Source organism: Leeuwenhoekiella obamensis, from assembly GCF_055391795.1.
Map to the genome: position 1 here is coordinate 2428949 of NZ_AP029251.1, position 26856 is coordinate 2455804.

The 26856-nt window shown below is 33.9% G+C and carries 26 protein-coding genes; 1 reads left to right on the top strand and 25 read right to left on the bottom strand.

The annotated features are described in order from the left end of the window. Positions 1 to 10: 10 nt before the first annotated feature. The 17 genes from ACZ5L8_RS10805 to ACZ5L8_RS10885 are packed head-to-tail and all read right to left on the bottom strand — an operon-like array spanning position 11 to position 18529. Positions 11 to 1021: a glycosyltransferase family 4 protein gene (locus ACZ5L8_RS10805; RefSeq protein ID WP_464437375.1), complete on the bottom strand. Its 1011-nt coding sequence runs from the start codon at positions 1019 to 1021 to the stop codon at positions 11 to 13. After that, positions 972 to 2342: an O-antigen ligase family protein gene (locus ACZ5L8_RS10810; RefSeq protein WP_464437378.1), complete on the bottom strand. Its 1371-nt coding sequence runs from the start codon at positions 2340 to 2342 to the stop codon at positions 972 to 974. The genes ACZ5L8_RS10805 and ACZ5L8_RS10810 overlap by 50 nt, the downstream gene beginning before the upstream one ends. After that, entirely contained in the window at positions 2339 to 3397 is a 1059-nt protein-coding gene (locus ACZ5L8_RS10815; RefSeq protein WP_464437381.1) for a glycosyltransferase, read from the bottom strand. The genes ACZ5L8_RS10810 and ACZ5L8_RS10815 overlap by 4 nt, the downstream gene beginning before the upstream one ends. Continuing rightward, entirely contained in the window at positions 3397 to 4506 is a 1110-nt protein-coding gene (locus ACZ5L8_RS10820; RefSeq protein WP_464437383.1) for a glycosyltransferase family 4 protein, read from the bottom strand. Before ACZ5L8_RS10820 ends, ACZ5L8_RS10815 begins: the two co-directional genes overlap by 1 nt. Further along, positions 4503 to 5525, bottom strand: coding sequence for a glycosyltransferase family 2 protein (locus tag ACZ5L8_RS10825; RefSeq protein WP_464437385.1), 1023 nt, complete (start codon positions 5523 to 5525; stop codon positions 4503 to 4505). Before ACZ5L8_RS10825 ends, ACZ5L8_RS10820 begins: the two co-directional genes overlap by 4 nt. Then, positions 5506 to 7038 (bottom strand): glycosyltransferase family 2 protein, encoded by a 1533-nt coding sequence (locus tag ACZ5L8_RS10830; protein WP_464437388.1) that lies wholly within the window; start codon positions 7036 to 7038, stop codon positions 5506 to 5508. Before ACZ5L8_RS10830 ends, ACZ5L8_RS10825 begins: the two co-directional genes overlap by 20 nt. Continuing rightward, a complete protein-coding gene (locus ACZ5L8_RS10835) occupies positions 7038 to 8177 on the bottom strand; it encodes a glycosyltransferase family 4 protein (RefSeq protein WP_464437389.1) in 1140 nt (379 codons plus the stop codon). The genes ACZ5L8_RS10830 and ACZ5L8_RS10835 overlap by 1 nt, the downstream gene beginning before the upstream one ends. Next, entirely contained in the window at positions 8177 to 9259 is a 1083-nt protein-coding gene (locus ACZ5L8_RS10840; protein ID WP_464437391.1) for a glycosyltransferase family 4 protein, read from the bottom strand. The genes ACZ5L8_RS10835 and ACZ5L8_RS10840 overlap by 1 nt, the downstream gene beginning before the upstream one ends. Next, positions 9246 to 10646 (bottom strand): hypothetical protein, encoded by a 1401-nt coding sequence (locus tag ACZ5L8_RS10845; protein WP_464437394.1) that lies wholly within the window; start codon positions 10644 to 10646, stop codon positions 9246 to 9248. The genes ACZ5L8_RS10840 and ACZ5L8_RS10845 overlap by 14 nt, the downstream gene beginning before the upstream one ends. 48 nt (positions 10647 to 10694) lie before the next feature. Further along, positions 10695 to 11816 (bottom strand): UDP-N-acetylglucosamine 2-epimerase, encoded by a 1122-nt coding sequence (gene neuC, locus ACZ5L8_RS10850; RefSeq protein ID WP_464437397.1) that lies wholly within the window; start codon positions 11814 to 11816, stop codon positions 10695 to 10697. 8 nt (positions 11817 to 11824) lie between these two features. Beyond that, entirely contained in the window at positions 11825 to 12619 is a 795-nt protein-coding gene (locus tag ACZ5L8_RS10855; RefSeq protein ID WP_464437400.1) for an FkbM family methyltransferase, read from the bottom strand. Between the two features lie 32 nt (positions 12620 to 12651). Beyond that, positions 12652 to 13692, bottom strand: a complete 1041-nt coding sequence (neuB, locus tag ACZ5L8_RS10860; protein WP_464437401.1) for an N-acetylneuraminate synthase — start codon at positions 13690 to 13692, stop codon at positions 12652 to 12654. Positions 13693 to 13734: 42 nt separating this feature from the next. After that, positions 13735 to 14406 carry an acylneuraminate cytidylyltransferase family protein gene (locus tag ACZ5L8_RS10865; protein ID WP_464437403.1) on the bottom strand — a complete coding sequence of 224 codons (672 nt, stop codon included), beginning with the start codon at positions 14404 to 14406 and terminating at the stop codon, positions 13735 to 13737. Positions 14407 to 14415: 9 nt separating this feature from the next. Next, the gene (locus tag ACZ5L8_RS10870; RefSeq protein WP_464437405.1) at positions 14416 to 15408 is read right to left on the bottom strand and encodes a glycosyltransferase family A protein; all 993 of its coding nucleotides are present in this window, start codon (positions 15406 to 15408) and stop codon (positions 14416 to 14418) included. 31 nt (positions 15409 to 15439) lie between these two features. Further along, complete coding sequence (locus ACZ5L8_RS10875) at positions 15440 to 16348, bottom strand: glycosyltransferase family 2 protein (RefSeq protein ID WP_464437407.1); 909 nt, start codon at positions 16346 to 16348, stop codon at positions 15440 to 15442. Next, positions 16338 to 17579, bottom strand: coding sequence for a glycosyltransferase family protein (locus tag ACZ5L8_RS10880; RefSeq protein WP_464437408.1), 1242 nt, complete (start codon positions 17577 to 17579; stop codon positions 16338 to 16340). Before ACZ5L8_RS10880 ends, ACZ5L8_RS10875 begins: the two co-directional genes overlap by 11 nt. Then, positions 17576 to 18529: a glycosyltransferase family 2 protein gene (locus ACZ5L8_RS10885; protein ID WP_464437410.1), complete on the bottom strand. Its 954-nt coding sequence runs from the start codon at positions 18527 to 18529 to the stop codon at positions 17576 to 17578. The genes ACZ5L8_RS10880 and ACZ5L8_RS10885 overlap by 4 nt, the downstream gene beginning before the upstream one ends. A 10-nt stretch (positions 18530 to 18539) precedes the next feature. Between ACZ5L8_RS10885 and ACZ5L8_RS10890 the strand changes: the two genes are divergently transcribed. Further along, entirely contained in the window at positions 18540 to 19343 is an 804-nt protein-coding gene (locus tag ACZ5L8_RS10890) for a hypothetical protein (protein ID WP_464437412.1), read from the top strand. 12 nt (positions 19344 to 19355) lie between these two features. Here ACZ5L8_RS10890 and ACZ5L8_RS10895 read toward each other — a convergent pair whose 3' ends face one another. The 8 genes from ACZ5L8_RS10895 to ACZ5L8_RS10930 are packed head-to-tail and all read right to left on the bottom strand — an operon-like array spanning position 19356 to position 26856. Beyond that, positions 19356 to 20330 (bottom strand): glycosyltransferase family 10 domain-containing protein, encoded by a 975-nt coding sequence (locus ACZ5L8_RS10895; RefSeq protein ID WP_464437414.1) that lies wholly within the window; start codon positions 20328 to 20330, stop codon positions 19356 to 19358. Further along, complete coding sequence (locus tag ACZ5L8_RS10900; protein WP_464437416.1) at positions 20315 to 21361, bottom strand: glycosyltransferase family 2 protein; 1047 nt, start codon at positions 21359 to 21361, stop codon at positions 20315 to 20317. The genes ACZ5L8_RS10895 and ACZ5L8_RS10900 overlap by 16 nt, the downstream gene beginning before the upstream one ends. A gap of 38 nt (positions 21362 to 21399) precedes the next feature. After that, entirely contained in the window at positions 21400 to 22347 is a 948-nt protein-coding gene (locus ACZ5L8_RS10905) for a glycosyltransferase family 2 protein (RefSeq protein ID WP_464437418.1), read from the bottom strand. Next, positions 22344 to 23252 (bottom strand): glycosyltransferase, encoded by a 909-nt coding sequence (locus tag ACZ5L8_RS10910; protein WP_464437420.1) that lies wholly within the window; start codon positions 23250 to 23252, stop codon positions 22344 to 22346. The genes ACZ5L8_RS10905 and ACZ5L8_RS10910 overlap by 4 nt, the downstream gene beginning before the upstream one ends. Then, positions 23246 to 24127: a glycosyltransferase family 2 protein gene (locus ACZ5L8_RS10915; RefSeq protein WP_464437422.1), complete on the bottom strand. Its 882-nt coding sequence runs from the start codon at positions 24125 to 24127 to the stop codon at positions 23246 to 23248. The genes ACZ5L8_RS10910 and ACZ5L8_RS10915 overlap by 7 nt, the downstream gene beginning before the upstream one ends. Then, positions 24124 to 24849, bottom strand: coding sequence for a glycosyltransferase (locus ACZ5L8_RS10920; protein ID WP_464437424.1), 726 nt, complete (start codon positions 24847 to 24849; stop codon positions 24124 to 24126). The genes ACZ5L8_RS10915 and ACZ5L8_RS10920 overlap by 4 nt, the downstream gene beginning before the upstream one ends. Next, positions 24846 to 25574 (bottom strand): FkbM family methyltransferase, encoded by a 729-nt coding sequence (locus tag ACZ5L8_RS10925; protein ID WP_464437426.1) that lies wholly within the window; start codon positions 25572 to 25574, stop codon positions 24846 to 24848. The genes ACZ5L8_RS10920 and ACZ5L8_RS10925 overlap by 4 nt, the downstream gene beginning before the upstream one ends. Continuing rightward, positions 25558 to 26856 carry an ABC transporter ATP-binding protein gene (locus ACZ5L8_RS10930; protein WP_464437427.1) on the bottom strand — a complete coding sequence of 433 codons (1299 nt, stop codon included), beginning with the start codon at positions 26854 to 26856 and terminating at the stop codon, positions 25558 to 25560. Before ACZ5L8_RS10930 ends, ACZ5L8_RS10925 begins: the two co-directional genes overlap by 17 nt.

Here is a 26856-nt window from a genome sequence, read left to right on the forward strand (position 1 = left end):
ATACTTGATTTTAAACCAATAAATCCTCCCATTGATGCTTGATAATCTCCCAATCATAATTCTCAGCCTGCTTTCTTGCATTAAAAGCGATTTTTGAAGCAAATTCAGGGTTAATCAGAAGAGACTTAAAGGCGTCATACATTTCATTTACATTCTCATTTTCAACAAGAAGAGCAGTTTTTTTATCCTCTAGCATAAAAGGAATTCCGCCAACATTAGTAGAAACCACAGGCAAACCCAGCGCCATTGCTTCAATAACACTTACTGGCATATTATCAAAGCGTGTGGTATTTATAAAAATATCATATTCTGCTGCGAGTGCAGTCCATTCAGATTTCTCCAATTTCCCTGTAAAACGCACAGGTAATTTTTTGGCTGCAGCCAAATGTTTACAAGCTTCTAAACTCCCGTCTTTTTCAGGACCGACCATGCAAAGTTCCGCATCAGGAAAGTCCACTTTCAACTTCTCAAAAACCTCGATCGCCATAGAAGGATTATAGATATCAGCAAATGAACGCACCCAGAGTAATTTTGGCGAAAGCCTGGGTCTTTTTTTAAATATATATTTATCTAAATCTATCGAATTAGGAATATGCACAAGTTTATTGAAGCTGCATCTCTTAAAAAAATCAAGCAAATAGTTTGAGGGAGAAACAACCGTATAGGCCTGGGATAGCACAAACGCCATCTTATCCCTATTTGAATTAAAGCGCCTCGGCAAATCTCCACCATGTAAAATAGGAATGTATTTCTTCTTTCTAAAATGAGCCACTACCGAAGAAAAGTAAGCATACCAAAAATTTGTTGTGCTATAAACATCTATGATTAAAAAATCATATTTAGTGAATAAAGCACATAACATCATATGCAAAAACCTAAGCGGCTTATAATAAAAATGAGAAGAATACTGCAAATCAAAACCAAGACTTTCCAATTGTGGGCCTAGAGTATCAATGGACGTAGCTGTTCTCTTATGCGCTAATTTGTTCCCTATGTACAGTATTTTCTTCCTTTTTGTCATCGACTATATTAAGTAACGAAAGTGCATAGATCAATGCAGGGGCCGCAATTCGCATTGACGAGTGATTTATGGTTAAGAACCAAAAGCCCAAAAATGAGAAAAAAAGATAGTTCTTTCTGTTTTGTAGTCTGTAGGTAAACGGAGTTAAAACTAATATTATCAACGCCGCCACACCGAAAATCCCATGCTCAGACAGAAGCCTACTGACCTCATTATGAGTCGCTGCGAGAATACCGTATTTCTCTTCTCTGTATTCTCTCGTTTTACCAACACCTATACCCATTATAGGATTATCTAGAAAAAAGGTCAACTCTGAGCTTATAAGCTCCTTTCTTCCTGTAGAAAGGTCTTCCTTCACTCTACCTGCTGCATCTTTATTTGCGTATCTCATATCAATAAGACCTCGAGTTCTTATAGATGTGATAAACCATGTTAAGAATAAAACTCCGGCAATAACCGCAATGTATCCTACCAGATTACGCTTCCGCGAAATAGATACACCTTGAAAATAGGCATAAACAAATGCTATACTAATCAATAAAGCTGTAAGAACACCACCTCTTGAAAATGTAATTATCGCCCGATAAGTGATCAAACCGAGTAATAAAACATTTACAATCAATAAAAATCTATTCTTTGAGTGAATTAGAATTTGAGTAAAAACTGCGAACATGCCTATACCTAAAGCTGTGGACACTTGGTTTGGCCCAAAACCTCCAGATAAAGCGAAATTTGAAGCGGTACCATTTAACACAGATTGTGTTGCTGGCGTATAGAAATAAAGATAAGTAGTCATAGCTACAACCGGCATTGCTAATGACCACAAAACTTGCTGCAATTGCGCTTTAGTAATATTCCTATTATAACAATACAATGCTGCTATCCCAAGACAAATTGGTCCACTCAGATTAAAGAAAATCGCCTTCTTTACATCGGTGTCATAATCGAGTGTAACTGCGGAGTATACAATTCCTGGAATGAGCAAAAGCAGATAAATCCAATAGGGTATCGATTTTCTCGAGGTTCCGCTAAAAAAAAGTCCGAATGTCACAAAAGCAATCACACTATATTTCCCTCCATCCCAAGGCAGTATAGATTCACTAATGGTCATTCTAAAAAAAACCTCTCCAGCAGTAACATAGACCGCAGCGATGAGAGCAGCATTTCTTTTGTTTGCTGTTTGAAAAATTTTAAATGTGAAGAAAATTAATGTCGCAAAGAAGTAAAGTATTGCTATAGGTCTAAAAATATAAACACCAAAACCTATACCTATATGAATAAGTAAAAGCTTAATGTATCCTATTTTTAAAATCTCTTTCAAATCTGACTATAATACTCCACAACTCCTGTGATAATTGAGTCTTTACTAAAGTTTGCCAAAACGTGCTGCCTAAGCAAACTTCCCTTCAATTCAGCTTGTGATTTGTTTTCAATTACCTGTCTTACTTCTGATATAAATTTATTTATAGAGTTTGATGGCACTAGCGCTCCAAATTCCCCTACCACATCTCGACATTGTCCTACATCAGTAATTACAACTGGTAAACCAGCCATACCATATTCAAGCAAAGCTAAAGGCAAACCTTCAGATATTGAACTTAAAACGCCAAGATCATATTTATAGATATTTTCAGATATATTTGGATTTTCTTGATGTACAGCAACAACATCCTTTAATTCTAATTCTTCAATGGTTGATAAAACTTTTGAGCTATACGCATCATTAAATTTTTTACCATATAAGTGAAGTCGACATGAGGGATATTCCTTAACAATCTTCTTAAAACAATTTAAAAGAAAGATATGATTTTTCTGAGGTCGAAAATTAGCTATGTGAACTATATTAAAATATTCACTTCTTTTATAATCTTCTTTATACGGTAGTATTTTTATAAAATTCCGAATAACGAATATTCTCTTGATTGATAATTTATCAATTCCCCACTTCTTAAGCTTATCATTTACGGCAAATACCATGTCAAATTGATGAGAGAATATTCTAAGAAATCTTGAAGGCCTCAACTCTAGATTTTCACTATTACCATAGTGATCATGCCAAACTAATTTTACTCCCGGCGATAACATTTTGGCGCAAGCCGAAATAAACCAACTGCTACTGTGCGCATGAATTACCGTGATCATATTCTTCTTTATGAATTTTAAAAGTCGGCGTAACGCATTAAAATCTAATGTGGATTTACGATCTAAAAACAGATAACCAACCTCATCTGAAATTTCATCCTTAAGATCACCTTCTTCACGTGTCGCACACAAATATGAAGCGTCAATTTTGCCTACAAGCGCATTTGCATAGTTGACCGCCATGCGCTCTGCTCCGCCCAACTGCAAACTGTCTATGACTTGTAAAACGCGCATTATAAAAGCTTCTTTATTTCAGACTCAAACTTGTCAAGCGTATATTCTATAGACCATTCAACAGCATCCTGAGACATTAATTTTAACGCTGACTTATCTTTTAGAACATCCTGAATATTTTCTAAATCATCATCTAAATGAGCATCTATAAGTACTCCTCTTTTGCCAAAATCTAACATCCACGGCACGCAAGAAACTTTAGTAACTATAGGGATAACGCCCCACCACATCGCTTCTGCAACAACCTTAGGCCAGCCTTCAGACTTTGATGGCAAGATCAAAAAATGACTTTTTGAATATGACTTTCTCACCTCATCCATATTTTGATTGCCATGCAAATACGCGATATTTTTCAAATTATGATCCAGAATATAATTCTCTAACGTTTCTCTTTCAGGGCCATCGCCATAAAAATGAATTTCAGAAGGAAACCCTTTTTTTATCAACGCATCAACCAATTCTAAAGCATACAGCGGGCGCTTACCAGAGACTAGAGAACCCACAAAAACAAAACGTAAAGGAAGATCATATTTCCTAATCGGGACTGCCTGTTTATCCTCCTCAGCATAGGTTGCAGTAAAGAACGGCTTGATATTTTTTGATATTGATTGCCAATCGCCATACACCAAAACCTGCATATTCTTGGTCAAAAATTTATTCGCTAAAATCCACTTCTGCAACCTGTAACTCCTCGGTTGTTTAGAATAAGGATCCCAATTACCCGCATATTTTGCTGTTTTTCGCTTTCGCGGAAAGAACACCTGAGCAAAACATCCTATCAAACCGATATTTCCAGGACATCTTAAGTGAATGTGATCTGCTCGTCGCATTGCAACAACAATTCTCAGAAAGATTACCGTAAGCAACACCAAAGCTCTCAATGCGTTTGCAAATGATGTAATATCAATCGCCGGAATTCTCGTAAGCTCAATTTGTTTATGCTCGTAAGCAGAATCAATTCTTTTTCTAGAATCTTTCTGTGGTGCTACAACCTCAATTTCATCAACATACTTTGACCAAATATTCATCTCCCGAACATAGGGTGCATAAGCATAAATGTCTTTTTGTTCAATAAAATGCGGCGTATGACTAACGATCAAAAATCTCATTGAACTTTTGGCTTATTAAAAATAACACTAAACCATCCCATTATTCGTCCCAGTGTTTCTTGAAACGCCATTTTTCTTTTTGAAGTAGTGATCACATTTGATGCTCTCACAAGAGTGAGCAATAAAGCTGTCGCATTCCATTTTAGTCTAGCCTTGATCGATGGCTTAGGATATTTTACTCGCCATACATACCAGCCGTTGCGCACAACCATTTTTCCGTACTTAAACATATTTGGTCTTCCAGACGGATCATGATGATGCTCTAGCCGAGCAGCCGTATTCACAAACAGCTTTCCTAATTTTGAAAGTCTCAAGGTAAAATCGGCATCTTCATAAAGACCATATCCTTCAAAGTATTTTGAGAAGCTTAGTTTTTCAAAAACTTCCTTTCGGTATGAAGCCACACCACCCATAAACTGCTCTACTTCATAAATTTTTCCTGAAGGCGGTAAAAACGAAACACTTCTACCATGACCAAAATCCGGGAAATGTGCCGGTGGCCTATCAGCATCTAGACCAAGCTTTTTTCTTAGAACAAATCGGCTTCCATCCTTACGGCAATAACCATCGTAAAAAAACTCATTTTTATTTGGCTTAAAGCCAAAAGACCTCTTCTCCCACTTCACCTCATTATCAATATAACCACCAACTCCCAAAGCTTCTGGAAATTTCTGATACGTATTGATCAAATGCTCAAAATATCTAGGTTTTAAAATTATATCATCATCAAGAAAGCAGACAACATCAATACTTTTATGCACTTTGTCTATCCCAAAATTACGCTGTCTCGTTATTCCGCGATCTTCAGGGTTTATCTTAAAACACTCTAAGTTTTGATAATTCTTTTGTTGAAGTGCAATTCTAGTTTCATTATCCTCAGAACCATCAACAATTAGAATTTGATCTGGAAAATAAGATTGAGGCACAACAGAATCAAGCAACAGGACAAGAGGAACTGCACGCTTGTAAGTGCAAACAATAAGCGCAAATGAAAGTCTGTTATTTATGCCTTGTTCCAAGCTTCAGGAGATTTTTTGCGTAAAACTGTGATTTCTTGAATTGCTTCAATCGTCTGGGTAAATGCAAAATTCGTGAAAAGATCGTCCCTTCTTTTGATTGAAAGAGATAAATAAAGAAATATTTCCATTTATATTCTTTAACCTCCGATGCATCATGAAATTTCATGATTTGATACATAACTGTCGGGCTAGGTTTTGGCGCCAAGCCTTGTACTGGATGATCCAATTCCCAAGGTTGTTTTTTTCTTTTCTTGCCTATAACTTTGGCTTGTTCGCCCCACCATCTATAACCTCCAGCGGGTGGCTTAAGGTGCAAGTTTACTGAATGTGGATTGTGAATGACAATGGCTCCTTTTCGCGTAAGCGAAATACCAAAATCACCGTCTTCTCCATAACCGCCATCATAGTTTATATCGTTACCTACAAGCTTTCTTACCCACTCTATTTTTACACAAGAGTTTGCATTACTGAAGCTTTGTGCGGCACCAACTCTAAAGAAACTCTTGTCGTAATCGCTTAAGTAATTGTATAAATTATCTAGATCATCATCTGGTGCTTTTGCTCTAATGTCTAAACCATTTGCTGCATCTGCGCCATAGGTTTGTAAAGTGCGAATATGATTTTCTACAAAATCAGGCGGCACTCTAATATCGTCATCTCCAAATATGATGTAATCGCCAACACACGCCTCAATAGCTTCATTGCGGGCTCGGCAACTACCCTTAGAAGTTTGCCAGATCACCGTTAATTGGTATGCAGTATCGATAGATTGATAAATCCCTTCCTTTCGCTCATCTGGCGGAGTTGCATCTACCAAAACTACTTGATGCAAAGGATAAGTCTGTGCGTCAAGATCACGAAGTAACTTAAGCATAAAATCCTGTCTACGCATTGTGGGAATCACAGCACAAACTTTAGGATTTCCCTTTATTTCTTGAAGCTCTCTTGATTTGATAACCTCACTTATTTTTTTAGAAGCAGGATCTTCTTGAGCCTTTTTAAAAGCTCTGTATTCTGCCGGAAATTTAAAAATTCCCTTACGCAACATCATATAATAACTATGATGTTTTTTGAAATGCTTTAGAAAAAATCTATAGCGATCAACAGCTGAAATCTTGACTTCATTATTCTCTGCAGGAAACAAATTAGTAACGTTGAGTGGAATTCCACCAAGATTTCTCAACATGTGATATGCTAGGTCCAAACCTTTAATCGCCGCTCCTTCATATTTATCATCAAAACCGCCCAGATGCTCCCAAACGGACTTACGGACCACAAATGCTTCAGGATTTAAACGCCAACTAATAGCGGGATCTATATTTTCAAAATCATTAAGATACCACCAAAATGTTGCAGTTTGATAAATGATCTCTTTAAATGCATTTTTAAAACCTTGCTGACAGCCGCTATGCCAAAGGTCTCCGGGGCCATGAGCTAACCCTTCTAGCAAACTTAAATCTGGCTTGCCACTATACAACAGAACTTCTCCGCTAGATGTGATATATTCTTGCATCAGGCAGTTATATTTTTATAAAACTCAATATTTCTTTGAGCCACTATCATATTTGAAAACCTTTCTTCAACCCTTCTTCTTGCTGCTCTTCCCATCCTTTCTCTAAGACTTTCATCATGCAGCAATTCAATAATCTTATCAGCGTATTCCTGATGATTTTTAGGATTAACAGTGTAACCGGTTTCTCCATTAACCATCACCTCTTTTGCCCAACCGATATCTGAAGTCACCAAAGCCTTTTCCATCGCCATTGCTTCAATCCATGTCATAGGTAAAGCCTCGGCATAACTAGGCAAAATAATTACCGCCGCAGATTGAATCTCTTTTTTGATTTCGCCGTAAGGCAATTTCCCTAGATAGTGCACTTTATTTTTATGACTTTCGCCCAAAGTACTCATCATCAACTCCAATGTCGAATTCCCAGTCTTACTATCCACTACATCAACACCTGCAAAGTAAATTTCAGCATTGGGAATTTGATTAGCCACCTTATTGAAAATCTCTGGAATCTCTAATACACCTTTTTTCCTGATAATTGTTCCAAAGTACAGAATCTTGAAAGGCTCAACTTTTACAGATTCATCAGGTGCAAAAACATTTGTATCAATGCTATTAGGAATAACTTGGATTTCTTTTTTTAAATCAAAAATCTTACGGGTTTCTTGGGCTGTAAACTCACTAACGGAAAGCAGATAATCTGCATCTTGTAGAGCAAATTTCTCAAAATAGAAGTTCTTCTTTTTCTGCTTTCTTTCTTCAATCTTACAGAAATACGAATCACTACCATTAAAGCGTATTACCAGCGGACATTTAAATTTCATAAACGCTGTAACCCCCGTCCAATCTGGCGCTTCAATGGCATTAATTTTTTCCAGAAGCACAACCTTATTTACATACCGCTGAATGAATTTTCTATGTAAATACCAGCCACCAATTTTATATGTTCTCTTTTTTATGGAATGAACAACTACATCTCCATCCTTAAAGATTTCGTTTTCTTGCTGGCCATAGACAAAAACAGTCGCTTTTACTCCATTTTTCACTAGAGCTCCCACCATATTTTTTATGCTCGTCCCTAACCCGGCGCTATGACCAAGTTTCTCATGTGGATATTCTGGAGTGAGAAAGCCTAGATGCATTAAGCAATATATTTTAGATGGTCTTGCACCATACGTTCAAGATTGTATTTTTCTTCAATCAAATTTCGGGTTTCTTCTTCAATTGCTCTTTTTCCCTCAACTATTTCAGTTATTATTTGGCTTAAAGCCAAAATATCTTTTGCGCTAAACAAATAACCATTCTCACCGTTCTTTATGATTTCGGGATTACCGCCCACGGTCGTGGTTATCACAGGAACGTTTGCTGACAAACTCTCAAGAATAGAAAGGCTGAAACACTCCATGTACGTAGGCTGGAGCAAATAATCATAATCACATAAAAATGCCGGAATATCAGAAGAGCTTCCGTGGAATTTTATGCTTTCAGATAAATTATTCTGAGCAGTAAATTCCTTGAAATTATCTTCTAGTGGACCTTCACCAAAAATGTCTATAGTAAACTTTTGGCGTAAGCCAGAATCCATCAATCGTGCAGCTTCAAGCAAATCTTGAATGCCCTTTGATTCCCGAAGATGAGAAACCACAATAAAGCGTTTTTTACCCGAAGTTTTATCACTCTGATTTTTATAAACCGAAGTATCAATGCCGTTATAAATGCGTTGGGTTTTCTTCTTTAAAAAACTCCCATAATCCCTCAGGATATTATCAACCGTGTACTGAGACACGCCCACAAAAAGGTCTATATACTTTGAATATAAAATTCCTTTCAGCTTGTTTTTTAAACGCTTCTTCAAAGGGAAACCATTTAGAGGTCGTGGATTGTGGTCTACCGCAATGATTTTGTCAATGTCTAAACTTTTTACCGATTTGTAAAACGGTGTACACAACTCAATAAAATGGGTGATGACAACGTCATATTTCACCTCATTTGATGACGCCCGGTTTAAGAAGCACTGCTCTACAGCACCGCCTTGAGCACTGTGAATCTTTAAATCATTATAAAAATCAAATGACTTAACATCCACAAAAAACCACTCAATATCGTGCCCAAGATTTTTTACAGCTGCATCAAAAGCCACATAGAACCTGTCCATACCTCCTATCCTATCAGGCCTAAGGGCATATTTACAGATTACCGCAATGTTCTTTTTAATTGATGACATCAGCAAGTGCATTCACGCAGGCCTGCGTAGTTTTTTCTAAAGGTTGACCTACTTGAAGGTCGATGAGTTTTTTACGATTTTCAGCGTCTAGAGATGGATTTTCTAAATATGCATTTAAGGCATCGAGCAATTCATTTTCTGTTTTTGCGATTACGACAGCGCCACTTTTTACAACATTATCATAATGTTCATAGTTCAAAAATCGCTGGTCATCGTAGAGTCCGCTTTCTTTATTCCCAAAAACCGTATTTACCACAGCCTTATCATACAACATAAAATCAAGGCTCATCGTAGAGCACATATTCACATTAATATCACAAAACTGCAAAATCGACTTCAAATCAGAAATATCATCTTTTGTCGCTACCCGTTGTGACCAAGGTTCAGGATGATTTTCTCGCGTTAAATGCCACACGGGATGATTCCAATTTATAGAAGGATACGCCTGCTTTGTAGGCAAAAATCTACTTTCATCCTCTGCCGGAGAAGTACGAACCAGCAATTGACAATTCTTTAAAACACCATTATCAATAGCTTCGGCAATTGTTTTAATCACCAATGGGTCATTAGGCCCGATTGATTTGTCTGCACAGCTGTAGCAGATTATTTTTTTATTTGGGTCAAGCCCAAATTTTCTCAAAAACATTTCCTTCTCTAGACCAAATTCATCCAAAACATACGGCTCAAACTGTGGAGTTCCCACAACTGAAACTTTGTCCACAGTTACATTTTCGTAAAAACGCAAAAGTTCGCTTTTCATCAAATCACTCCACACTAGAAAGTAATCAAACTTTGCTGCCATACGACCTTTTGAAGCCAAGTTGTCCCATGAGAAAATAAATGCTGAAGTCGGTATTTTGAGAGCCTTTGCACAATACACCAAAGCCGAAATAAAAGGCGGACGCTGATGCGTAAAGAATAATAAATCAACTGGATTTTCTTCTAAAAGCTCCTTGTAATTCTTAACGACTTCGCTTTTAGCAAAACTCTTTTCTTGTAGACGTTCATAATTTTCAATCCAATTTTCAGAATGTAAAAAACGGGTAAAAGCGTAAATAGATTTCACAAGAACCGAATTAGGCGACCAGCCCTTTTTACGGTTCATGTTTAAATTATCCTTGATACCTGGATTGTCTTTATACTTCTGTAGATGCGCAACTTCTTTGGCTTTTCGCCAATACCAATTCAGTTTATTTTCAGTAAAAACAGGAAGTTCTACGATTTTAAAAACAGCCTCTTCAAGCTCAGGATATGCTGATGCTGGCAAACCAGAAAATATGATGATTTGAGAAAAACTCATTTTGGCTTTAGCCAAAAAAGTACTTAAAATAAAATTTCTATAACCTACACCGTCAGTAATTACAATGCCAAGGGTTTTGTTTCTCAATGTGAAGATTTTAGGGTTAGGCGAAAATACGCTATTTAAAGCAATAGGCTAAATATCCCTAAATTGTTTTTGATGGTCAATCGCCCAGAGCGTATCGTTATTAAGAGCCTTAAGAAATGCACTTGAAGCTTTTTCGCTACTCTTGATTTCTTTTGCTTCAACTTCCATTTCCCTCGCTTGCTCAATGGCGGCTTTAATTTCAGCTTCAATATTATCTGCATGCAAGATTGAAGAAGTTTCAATATCCCGATTTTCCTGACGCCTACCAATATTTATACTGGCGACGCCCAGATAAGGCGCTTCATGAATTCCGGCACTGCTGTTGCCTATAAGAAAATCTGCATTTCGCAAAAGCGTAATAAAATATTCAAAACGTAACGAGGGAAATATCTTAAATCTCTGATTGTTTTCTAACTGTTCATAAGCTTCCAAGATTTGGGTTGAACCCAAATCATTATTGGGATAAACTACCACATAATTTCCCTCATCGCCAAGAAGTGTTTTTACAAATGTATTAGCATGCTTCTTTGAATTGCTAAAATCTGTTGTAACAGGATGATAAAGAACAACCGAATATTGCTTAAACGGAATTTCATAGTAGTTCTTTACTTTTTCTAGGCTTGGCAAATTCTTATCAAAAAGCACGTCTAAATCTGGCGAACCAATCTGAAAAATAGAGCTTTCTCTTTCACCCATTTGCACCAGTCTTTTAGCCGCGGTCTTGTTATAAACAAAATGCACATGGCACAATTTACTCACTGAATGCCTAATCAATTCATCAACAGTTCCAGAGATTTCTCCGCCTTCAATATGACCTACAAGAATATTATTAAGGGAGCCCACAATTGCACCAGCGAGCGCTTCTACTCTATCTCCATGCACAATAATTAAATCAGAGTTTTCCTGCTTTACAAAAGCTGAAAAGCCTTCAATGGTTTTAGCAAGTGTCAAGTCCATCGTAGCCTCAGAAGTAGCATTTTCAAACCGATGAATATTCTTAAAACCACATTTCTCAATCTCAATAACCGTAAGCCCATGCTTATCTGAAAGATGCATCCCTGTTGCAAAAATGCAGTATTCAAACTCCATGGAATCATGAACCACCTGAATGAGAGACTTCAACTTGCCAAAGTCTGCACGGGTACCGGTAAGAAATAGGATTTTTTTCAAGGTTTTCTTCAGCATAAGTCCTTTAAAACATACCAATCATCAAACATGCTATAGTTTTGAAAAACTCTATGATATCCATTAGATATCATCAATTCATAAATCAACTCACGACTAGCCGTATAATTGTGTTCTATAGTCAAAACTTTGATTTTATATTTTGAGAAATCAAAGCCTTTTAAAATTTCATACTCTGAACCTTCTGTGTCTAGGGAGATATAATCTATTTCAATAGGAGCTTGATGAATAGTTAGCAAATCATTTAAAGACAATGTTTTTACCCTGTATTCTTTTGTATTTCGTCGAAATTGACTATGGTAGTCCTGACTTGAATACTCTGAAATTGTAGATAACTCTGGCATATCGACTTCATGGAAAAGTATATTTCTCCCAGTTGAACTATAAATACACTTTGTTTCTATTTCACAGCTTCTATTTTTAAAAAGAGCCTCATGCCAATTTCTTCCGGGCTCTGCTAGAATACCTTGCCAACCAAATTCTTTCTCAAGTAAATAGGTATTGCTTAAATCAATTCCGTTGGTAGCTCCAAATTCTACAAAAAAACCATTCCTTTTAAAATCTGTTTCACAAAGCACAAACAAATCTTGTTTTAATTGAGATTTGCTAAAAGACTTTTTAGCACAGTATTGTCCTATTATACTCTCATTATAATTAATACAAAAACCCAGTGAATCTAGTCTTTTTTTTGATTCTAATATTTTTTGATAAGAAGAATTATTTACTAGTCTTAAATCGGAATACGATAGTAGACCATTTATAATTTTCTTCAGAGCTTTGATTTTCACTTAGGTATTTATTAGTTAATGCTTTCTTGGCTTTAAGCCAAATAATCTCTCTTTAATTGAGCATCTTCATCAATATCAACAGCTGCGATTTTGCCAAGAACCTGCTCGTATTCTTCTGCAAGAATTTCTCCTGTTCCTGGTCTCTTTACCCAGATATTTTCTTCTGTGAACTGCTCTCCTTTTTTTATAGGCTTAATTGTACAAACTGTAGCAAAGGCAAAATCAATTGTCACCTTTTCTTCTTTAGCAGCTTCCTTTTTACCGCCGCGCATTTGCCAAATCAAGCTGCTTCCTTCAATCAATTCTTTACATTCCTGCTCATCCATAGAGCAGATAATGTCTGGACCTGTTCGCGCTTTATGGTCGGTAAAGTGTCTTTCTAATATCGAAGCTCCAAGCGCCACTGCTCCCAGACATGCATGATTAGATAATGTATGGTCTGAAAGTCCAAAAGGCAAATCAGGAAAGGCTTCATGCAGCTGTGTCATTGCTCCAAAACGCACCAAATTTACCGGAGTAGGATATAAATTTGTCGTGTGCAGTATCGCAACTGGCACGTCGTAATTTTTAAAAATCTCAACTGCTTTAGCAACGCTTGCCAAATCATTCATCCCTGTACTGAGAATAACGGGCTTTCCAAAGGAAGCAATATGCTTTAAAAGTGGATAATTATTACATTCACCAGAACCAATTTTAAATGCAGTAACATCCATTTTTTGGAGTCGGTTTGCCGCCGCTCTTGAAAAAGGAGTAGAAATAAAAATCATTCCCTTTGATTCTACATATTCCTTTAGCGCAATTTCATCTGCTTCATTAAGCGCACAACGCTTCATTATCTCATAAATGGATACATCTGCATTGCCAGGAATAACTTTCTTTGCTTCACCACTCATCTCATCTTCCACGATATGTGTTTGATGTTTTACAACCTCAGCACCTGCGCGTGCTGCCGCATCTACCATTTCTTTGGCTACAGCCAAAGAACCCTCATGGTTAATACCTATTTCGGCGATGACTAGCGGGGGATGTTCTGGACCGATTTTTCGACCTGCTATTTCTATTTGGGGATTCATGATTTAATGAAATTTTGCTAGACAAAGTTATAAAACCATCTACTAGTGAACGTAATGTTTTAAATATAGTTCTGCTTTATCAAAATCTTCTTGAGTATCAATATCAATTTCTGCAAATGGATGCTCGACAACCATTGCATAATTATTATCCCCGATCAATTTACCTTCCTGAAGAAGTTTTGGTGTAAAAATGTAGAGCAAACCATTCTCAAAGAATAAAGGCTCGAGATCTTGACTACGTTGCCCCATTGTATAATTATACGGCTGAAATTGATGATTTGTAATTTTGCCAAGCTTTTTTTCTAGCTTGGATACTGTCATAAATGAATCTATATTCTCTTTTTCAAATATTTCTATAGCTTCTGCTAAAAGATTCTTTGGCCTTAGTGGATTTGTGGGCTGAAGCAAAACAACAGCTTTAAAATCTTGACCAATTTGATCAATAGCATGTTGTAACGCCGTGATCACTGGCTCTTCATTTCCCGCTAAGGCATTAGGTCTTTCAATTGCTTCAACCTGATTATTTTTGGCGTAAGCCAAAACATCATAATCATTTGAAGTGACAACAATATTCTCGATTCCGCATTCTTGAGCATAATTGATTGAATGCGCTATAAGAGGAATACCGTCTAAAAGCTTCATGTTTTTCCCCGGAAGGCGCTGTGAATTCGCGCGAGCGGGGATGATGATTAGATATTTTTGATTTTTATCCATAGGTCCTTTTCACAACATGCCTTTTGAAATCCATTGAAAAGGTTTTTTTACAATTCGCTTCACTAATTTGTGACCTATTATGTTGAAAGATTTCTTATCGTAATAATCTTCTTTTAAATGGAACAAGTCAATTTTCCCTTGATTGCTTTTAAGCTTTTCTAGTTCTTTGTACATCCAAGCCTCAGGTTTATTACCCATATGCTGTGCATAAAACTTAAGCGTTGACAGTCTATAGCCTCCACTCACGTCTATTGGAAAGTCTATATAATTTTCTTCTGAGAGGTTACCAACTTTAACATAGGATGGTTCCTTTGGGGAGTTTTTAAATAAAATAGATCTTTTAAGAGTAAGTACCTGATGATCACTACCCATTATGGCCACATCCTCTTCTCCTTTATAAATAACTGGCCATTTACAGTCCTTATTATCAGAAATATCCCAATTGATACTATTTAAAAACAAATTATAGTCTTTGTGATTTAAAGGAAATGATTTAAATCTTAACTTGATTTTTTTCAAAAGAATATCTTTCTGTAGACTAAATGTATAATAGCTTAAACCTCTTGTAGGAATGGGAGATACTGATGCTGTCTTTCCTATTTTAGAGAATATATCAAATGTTGCATTAACCCAACCTTGTCTGAAAAGAATATCGCAATCGGATAACGTAATATAATCCTCTCTTAAGGAACGCGCAACCCCAATTAAAGCATCAATTTTCCCTATATTCTCATTTAGAAGTTGTAAGCCATGGATTTTGTTATCCTTATGTAGCCTTATCAAAAAATCCTTCACCTCTTTACAACTATTATTATCAACTATTGTAATTGAAGAAGTTAAAGGTAAAGTAAGATATAATGATTGTATGGAAAGTTTAAAAACTTCAAAGAGATTTTCATAATAGCCTTTTAGCTCAGGTACAAAAAGTACCATAACCACGTGATGATTTTTAATCTTAGCAACCTTGAAATCTTTTTTTTGCGGATTCGATCCCTTTCGCATTAGTTATAAAATTACCTTTTGCAAGTTCATATTATAGATTTGGCTTCCAGTAAACCTTAGTCTCCTCTAACTTTTTATAAGTTATAAATTCTTTCTTTGTCATCGGATTTCGATTGGATAGTATTTTAGGCATGTTCACAATTACATCCCATTGTGCAGCAAAAATTACCCAAAGAGCATTAAAGTCACCCTTAAAAACACGATTTTTGATTTTAACCCAGATAGTATAAATCATTATTCTAGGTATACTCATTAGAGGATAAAAAAGTAAAATTAAAAACCACCCCGATCTTAGCGATAATTTCGCACGTCTAAAATTATCCTTATCCCCTTTGCGAGCCAACAAATCGACCCTATGATGTACGACTATATTGGGAACATAATTTACTTCCCAATTATTAATGAAAAGATTAATAGATGCAAAATCTTCTTCCCCATAAAATTGGAACCATTCTGGGTACTCTACAATATTTAACCACGCAGACTTTCGCCAGATGTGCCCGCAACCTACAAATGACTTAACAGTTGTAATCTGCTCATTGATAGTATAATTATCAGGGAAGGTCTTCCCCCAAAATATTCTTGTTGCGATTACAGCACATCTAGGATTCTCGATAAAGTAGTTTTCAATATTATGCATAAAATTCTTGTTGACAATATTAGAATCATCATCAAGAGACAAAATATATTCCCCACGAGCTTCTTGCATTAGAATATTGCGTGCTGCAATAAGGCCAATATTCTTAATGCCGTTTATTATCCTAACATCTTTAAAATTATTTAAAATTTGTTTAGTTTCATCTGTACTTGCATCATTATAGACAATATACTCCACAGGCTGTCCCTGTGTCAATTGCTTCATGCGTTGAAGTGTTTCTCGAAGTTCCTTTGCCCTATTATGGGTTGTGATGACAATTGAGTGTGATAATTTACTTTCCAATAGATTTGTAGATCATTTTATTTAATTTCTCAGGAGAAATTTCTTTCAAAATATCATTTCTATCCAGTGTCAAAGAATTGCCCTTTTTCCACTTATCATAAAGCTTAGACAAACAATCACATATTGCAGCCACATTACCTGCGCTAGAATGCCACTCATAAGATGACCCTAAAATATCCAAAACCTCACTATTCTTTGGACCTAAATGTAAAATAATCTTATTTGCTAACACCAAACCCGTAAACTTTGCTGGCAAAAATGGACTAATTTCTGCCTTTGCCTCAAGGATAACATTTATAGTAGATCGACTTTCTAATTGCCTAGCAATTTCATAGTCAATGTTTTTTGAGATTCTAAGAATACTATATTTCGAACACATTTCGCTAAGTTCCGGCTCATGATATTCGCCATTACCCAAAAAAACCAACTTTGCATTATCGGATGCATTTGGATTGTTCTTTAAGAAATTAGTCCATGCTTCTATAAGAGGAAAGGGATCTCTTTGTTTAAGAAGATTACCTGAATGCAAAACCACAAATTTATTTTCTGAAAAATATGCTTGTTGATTTTTTAAGCTATTTTTAACTTCAATAGATTGATGTCTTAAAATAATTGATTTCGCTTTAAAAGCATTTTCAAATTGCCCCATCCAATCAGCAAGTCTCTTTGAAGGATAACCTATACATTTAGCTTTATTTGCAACAGATATGATAAAATGCTTCTTTTTCTTGTATCCAGGTTCAACCCAGTTATACGGCTCAGGGTACCAACACATAGGAAATGGATCATGCATATAAGCAAGCCATTTATGGTGCCACTCTTGCCTTTTTAAAACCGCAGCATGACTCATAAATTGAGCTCCCTGGCTTAATGTGATCAGTAAATCATACTTAGAAGGATTTTCCTTTGTAATGTAACTTACAATACTTTGTACATCATTTTTAAAGGTGTGATCAAATCCACTATATTTATTAATATATTTTGGCAAATCGATTCCAAAATTTCTACGAATAACCCTTTGCAATCGACTAGAGTAAAAATAAAAACCCCTTCTATTTTCTTTAATTTCTACTAGTTCCATTACAGATGAGGAAAGATCTTTTAAACTATAGTGTAACACCTTTACTTTATTCCTATTATTAAAAGCTAGTGATCTGGCGAAGGCCCAATTTGCTTTTGCTCCGCTTGAAGTTTGAAAATCTATATTATCAGCTACAATCAATACTCTCATCGAAAATTTATGCGTTTTTTAAATAGCAAATAGCCCTTAATCAAGTCACCACATTTATACAACAATGTTGATTTCACTTTCTGCCACTTTGGAATGTCGCTCGCAATAATACTGTTATACAGATCATTCGAATTCTGAATATAAGCCACCCAAGTAAAATATTTCACAAGATTCGATGAAAATATTTTTTTTGTGTTCAGATTATTCACAATTAATATGCACGCTTCAATATAACTTTTTAACCTTATTGAGTTTCCAGAATAAAACTCTCCCGTATTTGATTCGGGATGCTTTCGAGCATAGTATAAAACTTGGTCTATCTTAACCCCATTTGTTTTATTACTTAATATTCGCTGGTAGCATTCCCATTCTTCTGCATACAGCAAATCTTCATTGAATCTTAAATTATTAAAACATGAAAAATCCCATAGTACCGCGCAACTATTGAATGGTATAATTCCGGTCACCATTTCATACAAAATTTCTTGCCCAATCAATTTTGTAGTTGAAAGATTATCTAAAGAATGAAACTCAGCAATAAATTCACCAAAAAAAACCTCTCTTCCAAATAAACAAAACTTTGATTTTTCTTTTAAAATAGCATTTAAAGAAACCCTCAAATTCTCTGGGTGCACTATATCATCGTCGTCAAAAAAAATAACAAAATCTCCTGAGCAGATATCAAGACCATAATTTCTACAACCCGGTAATCCTTTTTTGTATTTACTTGTCCTTAAATAATATCTAAAACGACTATCCTTTAAAAAGCTTTTTATCACTTCAAATGAGTTATCAGTAGAACCATCATCAATTATAACACACTCAAAATCCCTATATGATTGATTAGAAATAGATTGTAATGTCCCCCCTATGAGGTGTGCTCGATTATAAGTAGATAGAATAATAGACACCATAAATTTGCTAATACTAAATTTATATATTAGCTTCAAATTTATGACAATGGATAATAGTAAAATAGCAATTCTTTCAACCGTAAACAATTTCACTCTTTACAGAAAAAGTTCTTTACTATACCCTAGTAATATAAACTCTTATGTAATTGATGGAAGAAATGGAATGTTTGGTATCGACAGTATCATGTACATGATGAGAAAATTTAAAAATAAAGATATTGACTGGGTAATTTTGATGGATGAAGATGTTCTATTGATCGAACCTAAAGGACTTTTCCCTCTAATCGAATATATGAGTGAGAATGATTTTATAACCTGCGGAGTTAGAGATGGAGGAATGCTACCTGAAAGATCTGGAAATCCATATGTTATAAATCCTTTCTTCTCTATTTTAAATCTTAGAAAAATAAAGAGTTTATGGAATAGAAAGAAAGTGCTTAAGGAACATTATATTCTCAATGATGAATTTGAGGATGATTTATCTCATCTAATTTACGACTATAATGTTTTAAGTATGAGTGAACCATACTATTGCTTCTATTTTTGGCTAAAAAGAATTGGAGAGAAAGCTCTTTATTTAGATACATATCTTCCTTTTAAAGAAGACTCAATAACTAATCTAGTGCTAGACCATGAAAAAAAACCTCTTTTATATCACACTTGGTTTTCGAGAGAATATGGTGATAAAAGAGGAAGGCACACTGACAGAATTGATAGTGTTTTTAAAAAATTTGATTTTTCAGATACTAAAAGTAGTTCTCCCTTTATCTTTAAAGATTCATTATTTCCTTTAAAAAGAAGAAAAAGAAGATTAATAAAAAATCTCAAAAAACGCTTTGGAGGTTTTTGAAAAATTCTTTGGTCAAAGAATTAAAAACTTTAAAAATCTCGTGGTTTTCATTATTAGCCTCTTGACATTTTTTTCGAAAGTTTTCTTACCATATTTGAAAATACAAACATATCTCCTCCAAGTTCGGCTCACAGGCTTAATTTTATTTTTATTTTCAATAATTCCGAATAAGAAATTTTCAAACTTACTTAAGTTTAACTCATTCGGCAAAACATTTTCGAAAACTGGTTCGCATAACATATTTATAGCTAAGACCTCATCATTTTCTATAATTTTAATTTTTTCAATGACCTCTTCATAAGAAGAATAATGAGATACATTAATAAATTTATTCTCATTAAAGACTTTAGATATCAATGGATCTCCCCAATAAATTGGTATGGTATTCGCTAAGAATGCATCAACTATTTTCTCAGTTAAATAGCCAGGAAAGCGTTCATTTTCAAAAGCAATATTGAATTTATATTGAGAAATAAATTGAATTTTATCCTTTATTGGGCCACCTACATTATTTAAATATCTTCCTCCAGACTCTACTCTCTTATATAAACTTAACTTTTCAAAAAATGATATTCTTTCCTTTGCCTTAGCATTAGATATAACAAAAGAAGAAAATTTAGATTTGTTTTTCCATATCAACGAAGCCTCTTCATGCGTTTTTGGCTTTAATAATTCATTTATAGAATCAAGTTCCAGGAGCCTAAATGCATAATAAGGCAACTTAAATTGTCTTGGATTATTATTATCTTCAAAAGATATACTATAATCGCAAGCATAAAAATCAGAGACTTTGTTCTCCCCTGTATAGAATATTTTAACACATTTATATTTTAAATGATCATTTCCAAAACAAGAGTAGATTAATATATCGGGATCATCAGAAATTAATAAATTATATTTCTTACTTAGACTCTTGAAGAAAAAATTATCAGTTTTATCAAAATATGCCCAGAAATCACAAAAGTCAACCTTTAAATTCTTACGCATTTTCTTAAGATTTGTAAAGTGTATTTTTTACTAAATTTCGGATGAAGCAATAGTTTTGGTGCTTTGATTAAAACAATTATCAACATAAAAAAATTTAGTTTGACATTATCTTTTAGTAATATTTCACGTATTCTTTTATATAATAGAAGAGAAAGACTCTTACTCTCGTCCCCTTTTAAAGAAACGCTCTTCATCCAATCTTTAATTAAGCTATCCTTGGTATTTAAGAGTAAATTAATGTCCCCTATATTTTTATTAAAATATAAATCTGGCGTCATTAAAATAGTTGTTTTACTCCACCCCATATCCTTCCCTACCTTCAAAAATATAGTTCGGATTCCTTTCTCTAACTTATACTTATAAAGCTCATTAGATTCAATTTTTGAAGACAAACTATCCTCATGAATCCTGTAATAATAAATAAAATCTGAAATGTGCTCAGCTTTAAATTTACAGATAGCTCTTAACCAAAAATCATAATCCTCTACTAAATATAAGTTTTCATCGTACCCTTTTAAATCTTCATAAACCACCCTTTTATATAAAAAAGCACATCCCCAGACATTGGCAATAAAAATTTTCGTTAAAGGACCTGCAATAAAAGGTTTTAGCACTTCCCCTTGATAATCCACTAAGAAATAATTTGCAAAGATCAAGTCACTATCGCGTTCACTAATATGCTCTACTAATACTTGAAGAAAATTATTTCTTAACAAATTATCATCTGAAGTCCAAGTAAAATAATCACCAGAAGCAACTTTATGCCCCAGATTTAAAGACGCGGGTAATTTCTTATTGAAAGGGTTTCTGAATGATTTTATTCGCGAATCTAGTTTTTCAAATCTCTTTATAATATCAGGGGTGAGATCTGTTGAACAATCATCAACAACTATAAGCTCGAAATGACTATAAGTTTGATCCAGAATACTTTGAATAGATTTGTCGAGAAATTTTTGTCCATTATAAACTGGAAGAATTATGGAGATTAAAGGGTTAGAAATCGACCCGCTCTTATTGCTATTAATGTTCATCTATAAAAAATAAAATTCTTAGATATAACCCCTTTTATTTAGGACCTGGAAAAAGTAAAAAGAACATAGCCTCTCTTAATTAAATAACTAATGAATACGCCAGAAATAAATGATGTTACTTTCATAAATCCTTTAAACCTAAGTATCATTTTTGAAGCTTTATAGAAATATGGAGGTATAATCCTTTGTTTAGACAACTCATAACTATATATTATATAACCTGATAGATACCACTCAATAAGTTTATTTTCACTTCGAGACTCTCTATTTAAATCATACGCGGTCAAAATTTTAATCTCTGCAACAATTTTTTTGTAAGAGAATAAATCTTTTGCATTTTGCGAAGTCAATGAATCAACATGTAATCTTCTTTTAGTCAATATTTCATTTAAAAAAATCCCATTCGTGTTTAAGCTTAAAAATCTTGTGAAAAAATTATATTCTTGCCCATCAATTAAATCTTCATTATAGGAAAGGTTCCGTAGAACATTATATCTTCCTAAAAAATCATCGGTAATCCATCCTATTCTATTTTTTGCAAAATCAATCATATTAATTCTAGCTAAACCTCTATCGAAAGAATAGGGTTTTTGATTAATTTCTTTACCTGTAATAAAATTAATCGAATCACTAATAACAAAATCATACCCGCCAATCTCTAATGCTTCTACAGATATTTCTATATGCTTTGGCTCCATTAAGTCATCACTATCAAACCATTTAATGTATTCTCCTGACACCTTCTTAAACCCGAAATTTCTACATGAATTAGCCCCCTTTGTTAAATAATTTGGTCTAGTAAAAACTTTAAATCTTGAATCTTTATTTTCATATGATTTTGCTATAGTTAAGGTATCATCAACACTTCCGTCATCAACTATTATACACTCCCAATTTGTATAAGTTTGCTCAGCTATGGAATCCAATGTATAGGCTAATAAATTAGCCCTATTGTAAACTGGAATGATTATAGAAACAAGCTTCATTTATGACGTAAGTAATTAAGATAAACTCTCCGCGAAAATTTTATTGAATCTATCAAACCCGAATTTTTGATTTTTTTCAAAATTAAAAGATTCCAAAATCTGAAAGGGTTAAAAGGGTGTCTATACCATGTATTCTCTATAAGAAGTAATAGTTGTTTCCTTTCATTTTTTTTAAACTTATTAAAAGATTCAATTAAGATTATCTGAAAAAACTTTCTTGTAGCAATGACTTTAGTATCCAACTTATAATTTGGACGAGATACATTTTTTTTAGATAGTCGAAACAAAACCTTTGCTTCATTAAAAACTATGATTTTATTAAAATCAACAAAATCCATCCACGCAAGATCATCTGAATGCCAAGCCAGCGGCATGTCTCTAAACCCTTTTTCCTTGAATATATCATACCTGAAAATGTATTCTGAAAGCGAACTTCGCCCCCCGTGTACAAATCTATCAAAGAAAAAATCAGCATAATTCATTACTTTATGACGCCTATATATTTTTGAAATAGGTCTGTTTTTCTCATCAATAACTTGAGTAGCAAAACTCACTAAATTTGTTTCATGAAAGTTTATGAAATCAATATTTTCATAGAATGTTTCAACAACATTATTTCCAATAAAATCATCATCACAAAGAAGCATTATCCAATTCTCACCTTGAGTCATTTCAACACAGCGAGACCAATGTTGAACTAGGGATTTGTTGCCTAGATTGTTTTTAAATCTTTTGTATTCAAAACTCAATTTACCAGAATATTCCTTTAATATTTCCTCGGGATTTTCCGGTGAGGCATCATCCCCAATATATACATTAAAGTTTTGGTTAGTTTGATTAACTAAAGAATCAAGGCATATTTTGAAAAAATCTATTTTAAAATATGGTATAACTACAGCTAACATTTTTTTTTGAAAAAACTATAGATATTAAGAAGAAAACTGGATTTTAGAGTCTGAACAATCTTATATCCCAATGAAGATTTAATGTTCTCTTGGTGCCTTAAATTTGATTCATATAAATCAAAAACTTTTATGAGTTCATTTTTATTCAAAACAGCACATTCCTGCTCTCCCAGTGATTGATTCAGGTAAAGAATAGCATTCTTTCGCATAGCAAACATGAAGGCTGAATTTTTTGTCATATTTGCGTCATGAATTGTATAGAAAGCTAAAGATAAATCAATAAAGTAAAAGGTATTTTCTTTTTTAAATAGATCAACCCACATTATCCAATCTTCTTTTGCTCTTAGCTCGATTGGAAATCTAAAGTTGCGAAAAACTTCTGATTTAAAAAATCCACAGTGAATAGGTATTGTGAATTCTAGATCCCATTTATTAATAATAGAGGATGTATCTAAGACCTTCTCGTTTAATTTAAAATATGGAGATACAAATTTATCAAGACTGCTTTTATAATATTGAAAATTGGAAATGACCATATCAACTTGCATTTCCACTAAGCTTTTAATACTTAATTCGAATTTTTTAACTGAAATAAAATCATCTGCATCCAAAAATTGAACAAAATCTCCTTTTATTTTATTAAGTCCTAAATTCCTTGCAGAGGACAGCCCCCCATTTTCTTTTTTAAAGTATGTAATTCGGCTATCTCCATTTTGAAATATTTTACCTACCTCGGGTGTATTATCTGCGGAACCATCATCAACTATAATACACTCCCAATTTGAATAAGTTTGATTTATTAAAGATTGTAAAGCATTACCGAGAAAATCCCCCTGATTATAGCAGGGTATGATAACTGAAACTAAACCATTCATCTTCTTAATAGATCTAATATTGATTTGATTTGTTTCAGCAGAGTATTTTTTTTTGCTAATTGGCTCTTATTAGAATTATTTACCCACGAAGATTTCCATAAATGTATCGCATAGGCTGCTTTATTCTTTTCAGACAAAATATATTTTTCATCAATTAAATTTTTTTTTTCATATGGGATTGGGTAAAAATAAAATGGAGAATAGATAGCAATTTCACCTTTAATAATATTATTATCAAAATTGCCTTGATGATCATACTTTTTCCGATACACAGATGTAATAACCCTAGGAATTGTAATTAAGCCCCAATCATTTTTAAAAAAGTCTTTTTTGCCATAATTATCAATACAGCTTTTAATAAAGTTATTTCCTCTTTCCGAACCAATTATTGCTCCATTTATAAATTCATTTGATTCTGCTCCAAAAAATAATTTATTACTCAAAAATTCATCTAGGCTCTTTAAGACCAACATATCCGTATCAAGATAAATCCCTCCATGATCGTAAAGAATTTTCAACCTAGCATAATCAGACATAAATGCCCATTTATTCTCATCTTGAGCAATTCTAAAAAATTTATTAGAACTTTTAAAATTCGAATCATTCCACTCAACAATCTCATAATCAAATAACTTATCTCTCCAGGACTCTATACATTTCAATTCAACTTGAGACATTTCTCCTTTACCAAACCAGCAATAATGAATTTTTTTGGGAATCAAATAATAATCTTTTTTAAGTTTATTGCAATACAATCATTCATTTCTTGAAAAACAAAATAACCGTTTTTTCTCAGCAGGGTTATAGAAGAATTCAAATCTGCACTAGATAGATTCACACATTCAAACTTGATGATTGAAGGTTTCATTTCTCTAAAATCTATCATTTTTAAAATTTCATAATCAAAACCCTCTACGTCAATTTGAATTAAATCAAGAGGAGGTAAATCTGGTTTAAGAGTTATCAATTCCATTAATGTAACCGCTGGAACTACTTCTTCCTCTATATCCGACCTTTCAATCCTAAATTTATCAAGATGACTTAGTAAAACTGATGAAATCCCTTCAGCCCAATCGGGATATTTGTCTAAATGCTTAGAAGCCACTCTAAAGATAGACACATTAGATTGTGAATCATGTATAGCCAGATTAAAAGCCTTAACGTTCTCAAAACTTGAAAAATTCATAACTAATTTCTCAAAGTAAAAGTTTATTGGCTCAACAACAATACCATTACACTTCCTTAATTTTAGAAAATCATATAAAAAATCAAAACTTTTGCCATCATGTGCGCCGATTTGAACAAATGAAAAGTTACTATTTACAGGAAAATTTTTATTCAAAATATTTTCCAAAATAAATCTTGGTTTAACCCTTTCCGAAAACTTAATTAGAAATCTTGAAAACTTTATTCTGATTAAAACCTGAGTGTTAATTAAGTATTTCATGATTTATTTCCAAATTACCCAAGAAAATTTTATTTAAATGCGGATCTATATTTCTAATTGAATTATAAGGATTCAATATTATTGTTTTAAAATGACAAGCGTCTTTCCATTCGAAATAATCTGAATTATTTTCATCTCCAAAGAAAAGATCAAATTTGAAAAAATTAGAAGTGTAAATGGAAAACTTCGGAAATAAAAGTTCAAAAGAGCCATAACCCTTATTTACAATAATTTTTTTTCCTAAATGAATATTATTTAAACCTGCATAGGCAACATTAAGAGCGTCTTTTAAAATAAACCCCACTTCTGCATTATTTAAATCTCTCAAAGATTTATAATAAATCTTAAGCTTTAAATCTTGACCTATTTCTATATTATTGGATAATTGATTCTCTTGATAAATTCCCACCTTATATATCCCATGAAAATTATCATTGCCATCATAGTAATCAGGATTCTTAAACGTATCAAATCCCGATAACAAACCGCGTTCTCCTGATATATAGTGAGAAATCACTTTGTCTACTTGACCCTCATAAGATACTTTCCCATTCTCTAGCAAAATCCCCCTTGTACACAAACTCTGCACACTCGCCATATTATGACTCACAAAAAGTACAGTTCTACCTTCTCCTTGCGAGATATCTTGCATCTTACCTATAGCCTTCTTCTGAAATTCGGCGTCACCTACGGCTAATACCTCATCCACTACAAGAATTTCTGGTTCTAGGTGGGCTGCTACCGCAAAACCAAGTCTTACAGTCATTCCTGAGGAATATCTTTTTACCGGAGTATCTATGTATCGCTCACAGCCCGAAAAATCAATGATCTCATCGAGCTTTGAGTTGATCTCAGCTTTGTTCATTCCTAAGATCGCACCGTTTAGATATATATTTTCTCTACCTGTCAATTCTGGATGAAAACCTGTTCCTACTTCTAGCAAAGAAGCTATTCTACCTCTGCTCTTAATTCTCCCTGTGGTAGGTGATGTAACCTGAGAAAGTATTTTCAGTAAAGTGGACTTTCCCGCTCCGTTCTTTCCTATAATTCCAAGGACTTCTCCTTGCTTTACTTCAAAATTTATATCCCTAAGCGCCCACACATAATCATCATTCCCCTTCTTGCTCCTGTCATTCACTTCGCCTACTTTAAGAAAAGGATCTTCCTTTCCGCGTAAGCGTGCTAAACCTCTTTTAAAATCATCGCGCAATGTACCCGTTCCTACAAGTCCTAAACGGTACTGTTTTGAAATATTTTCGGCTTTTAATATCACTTTACTCAT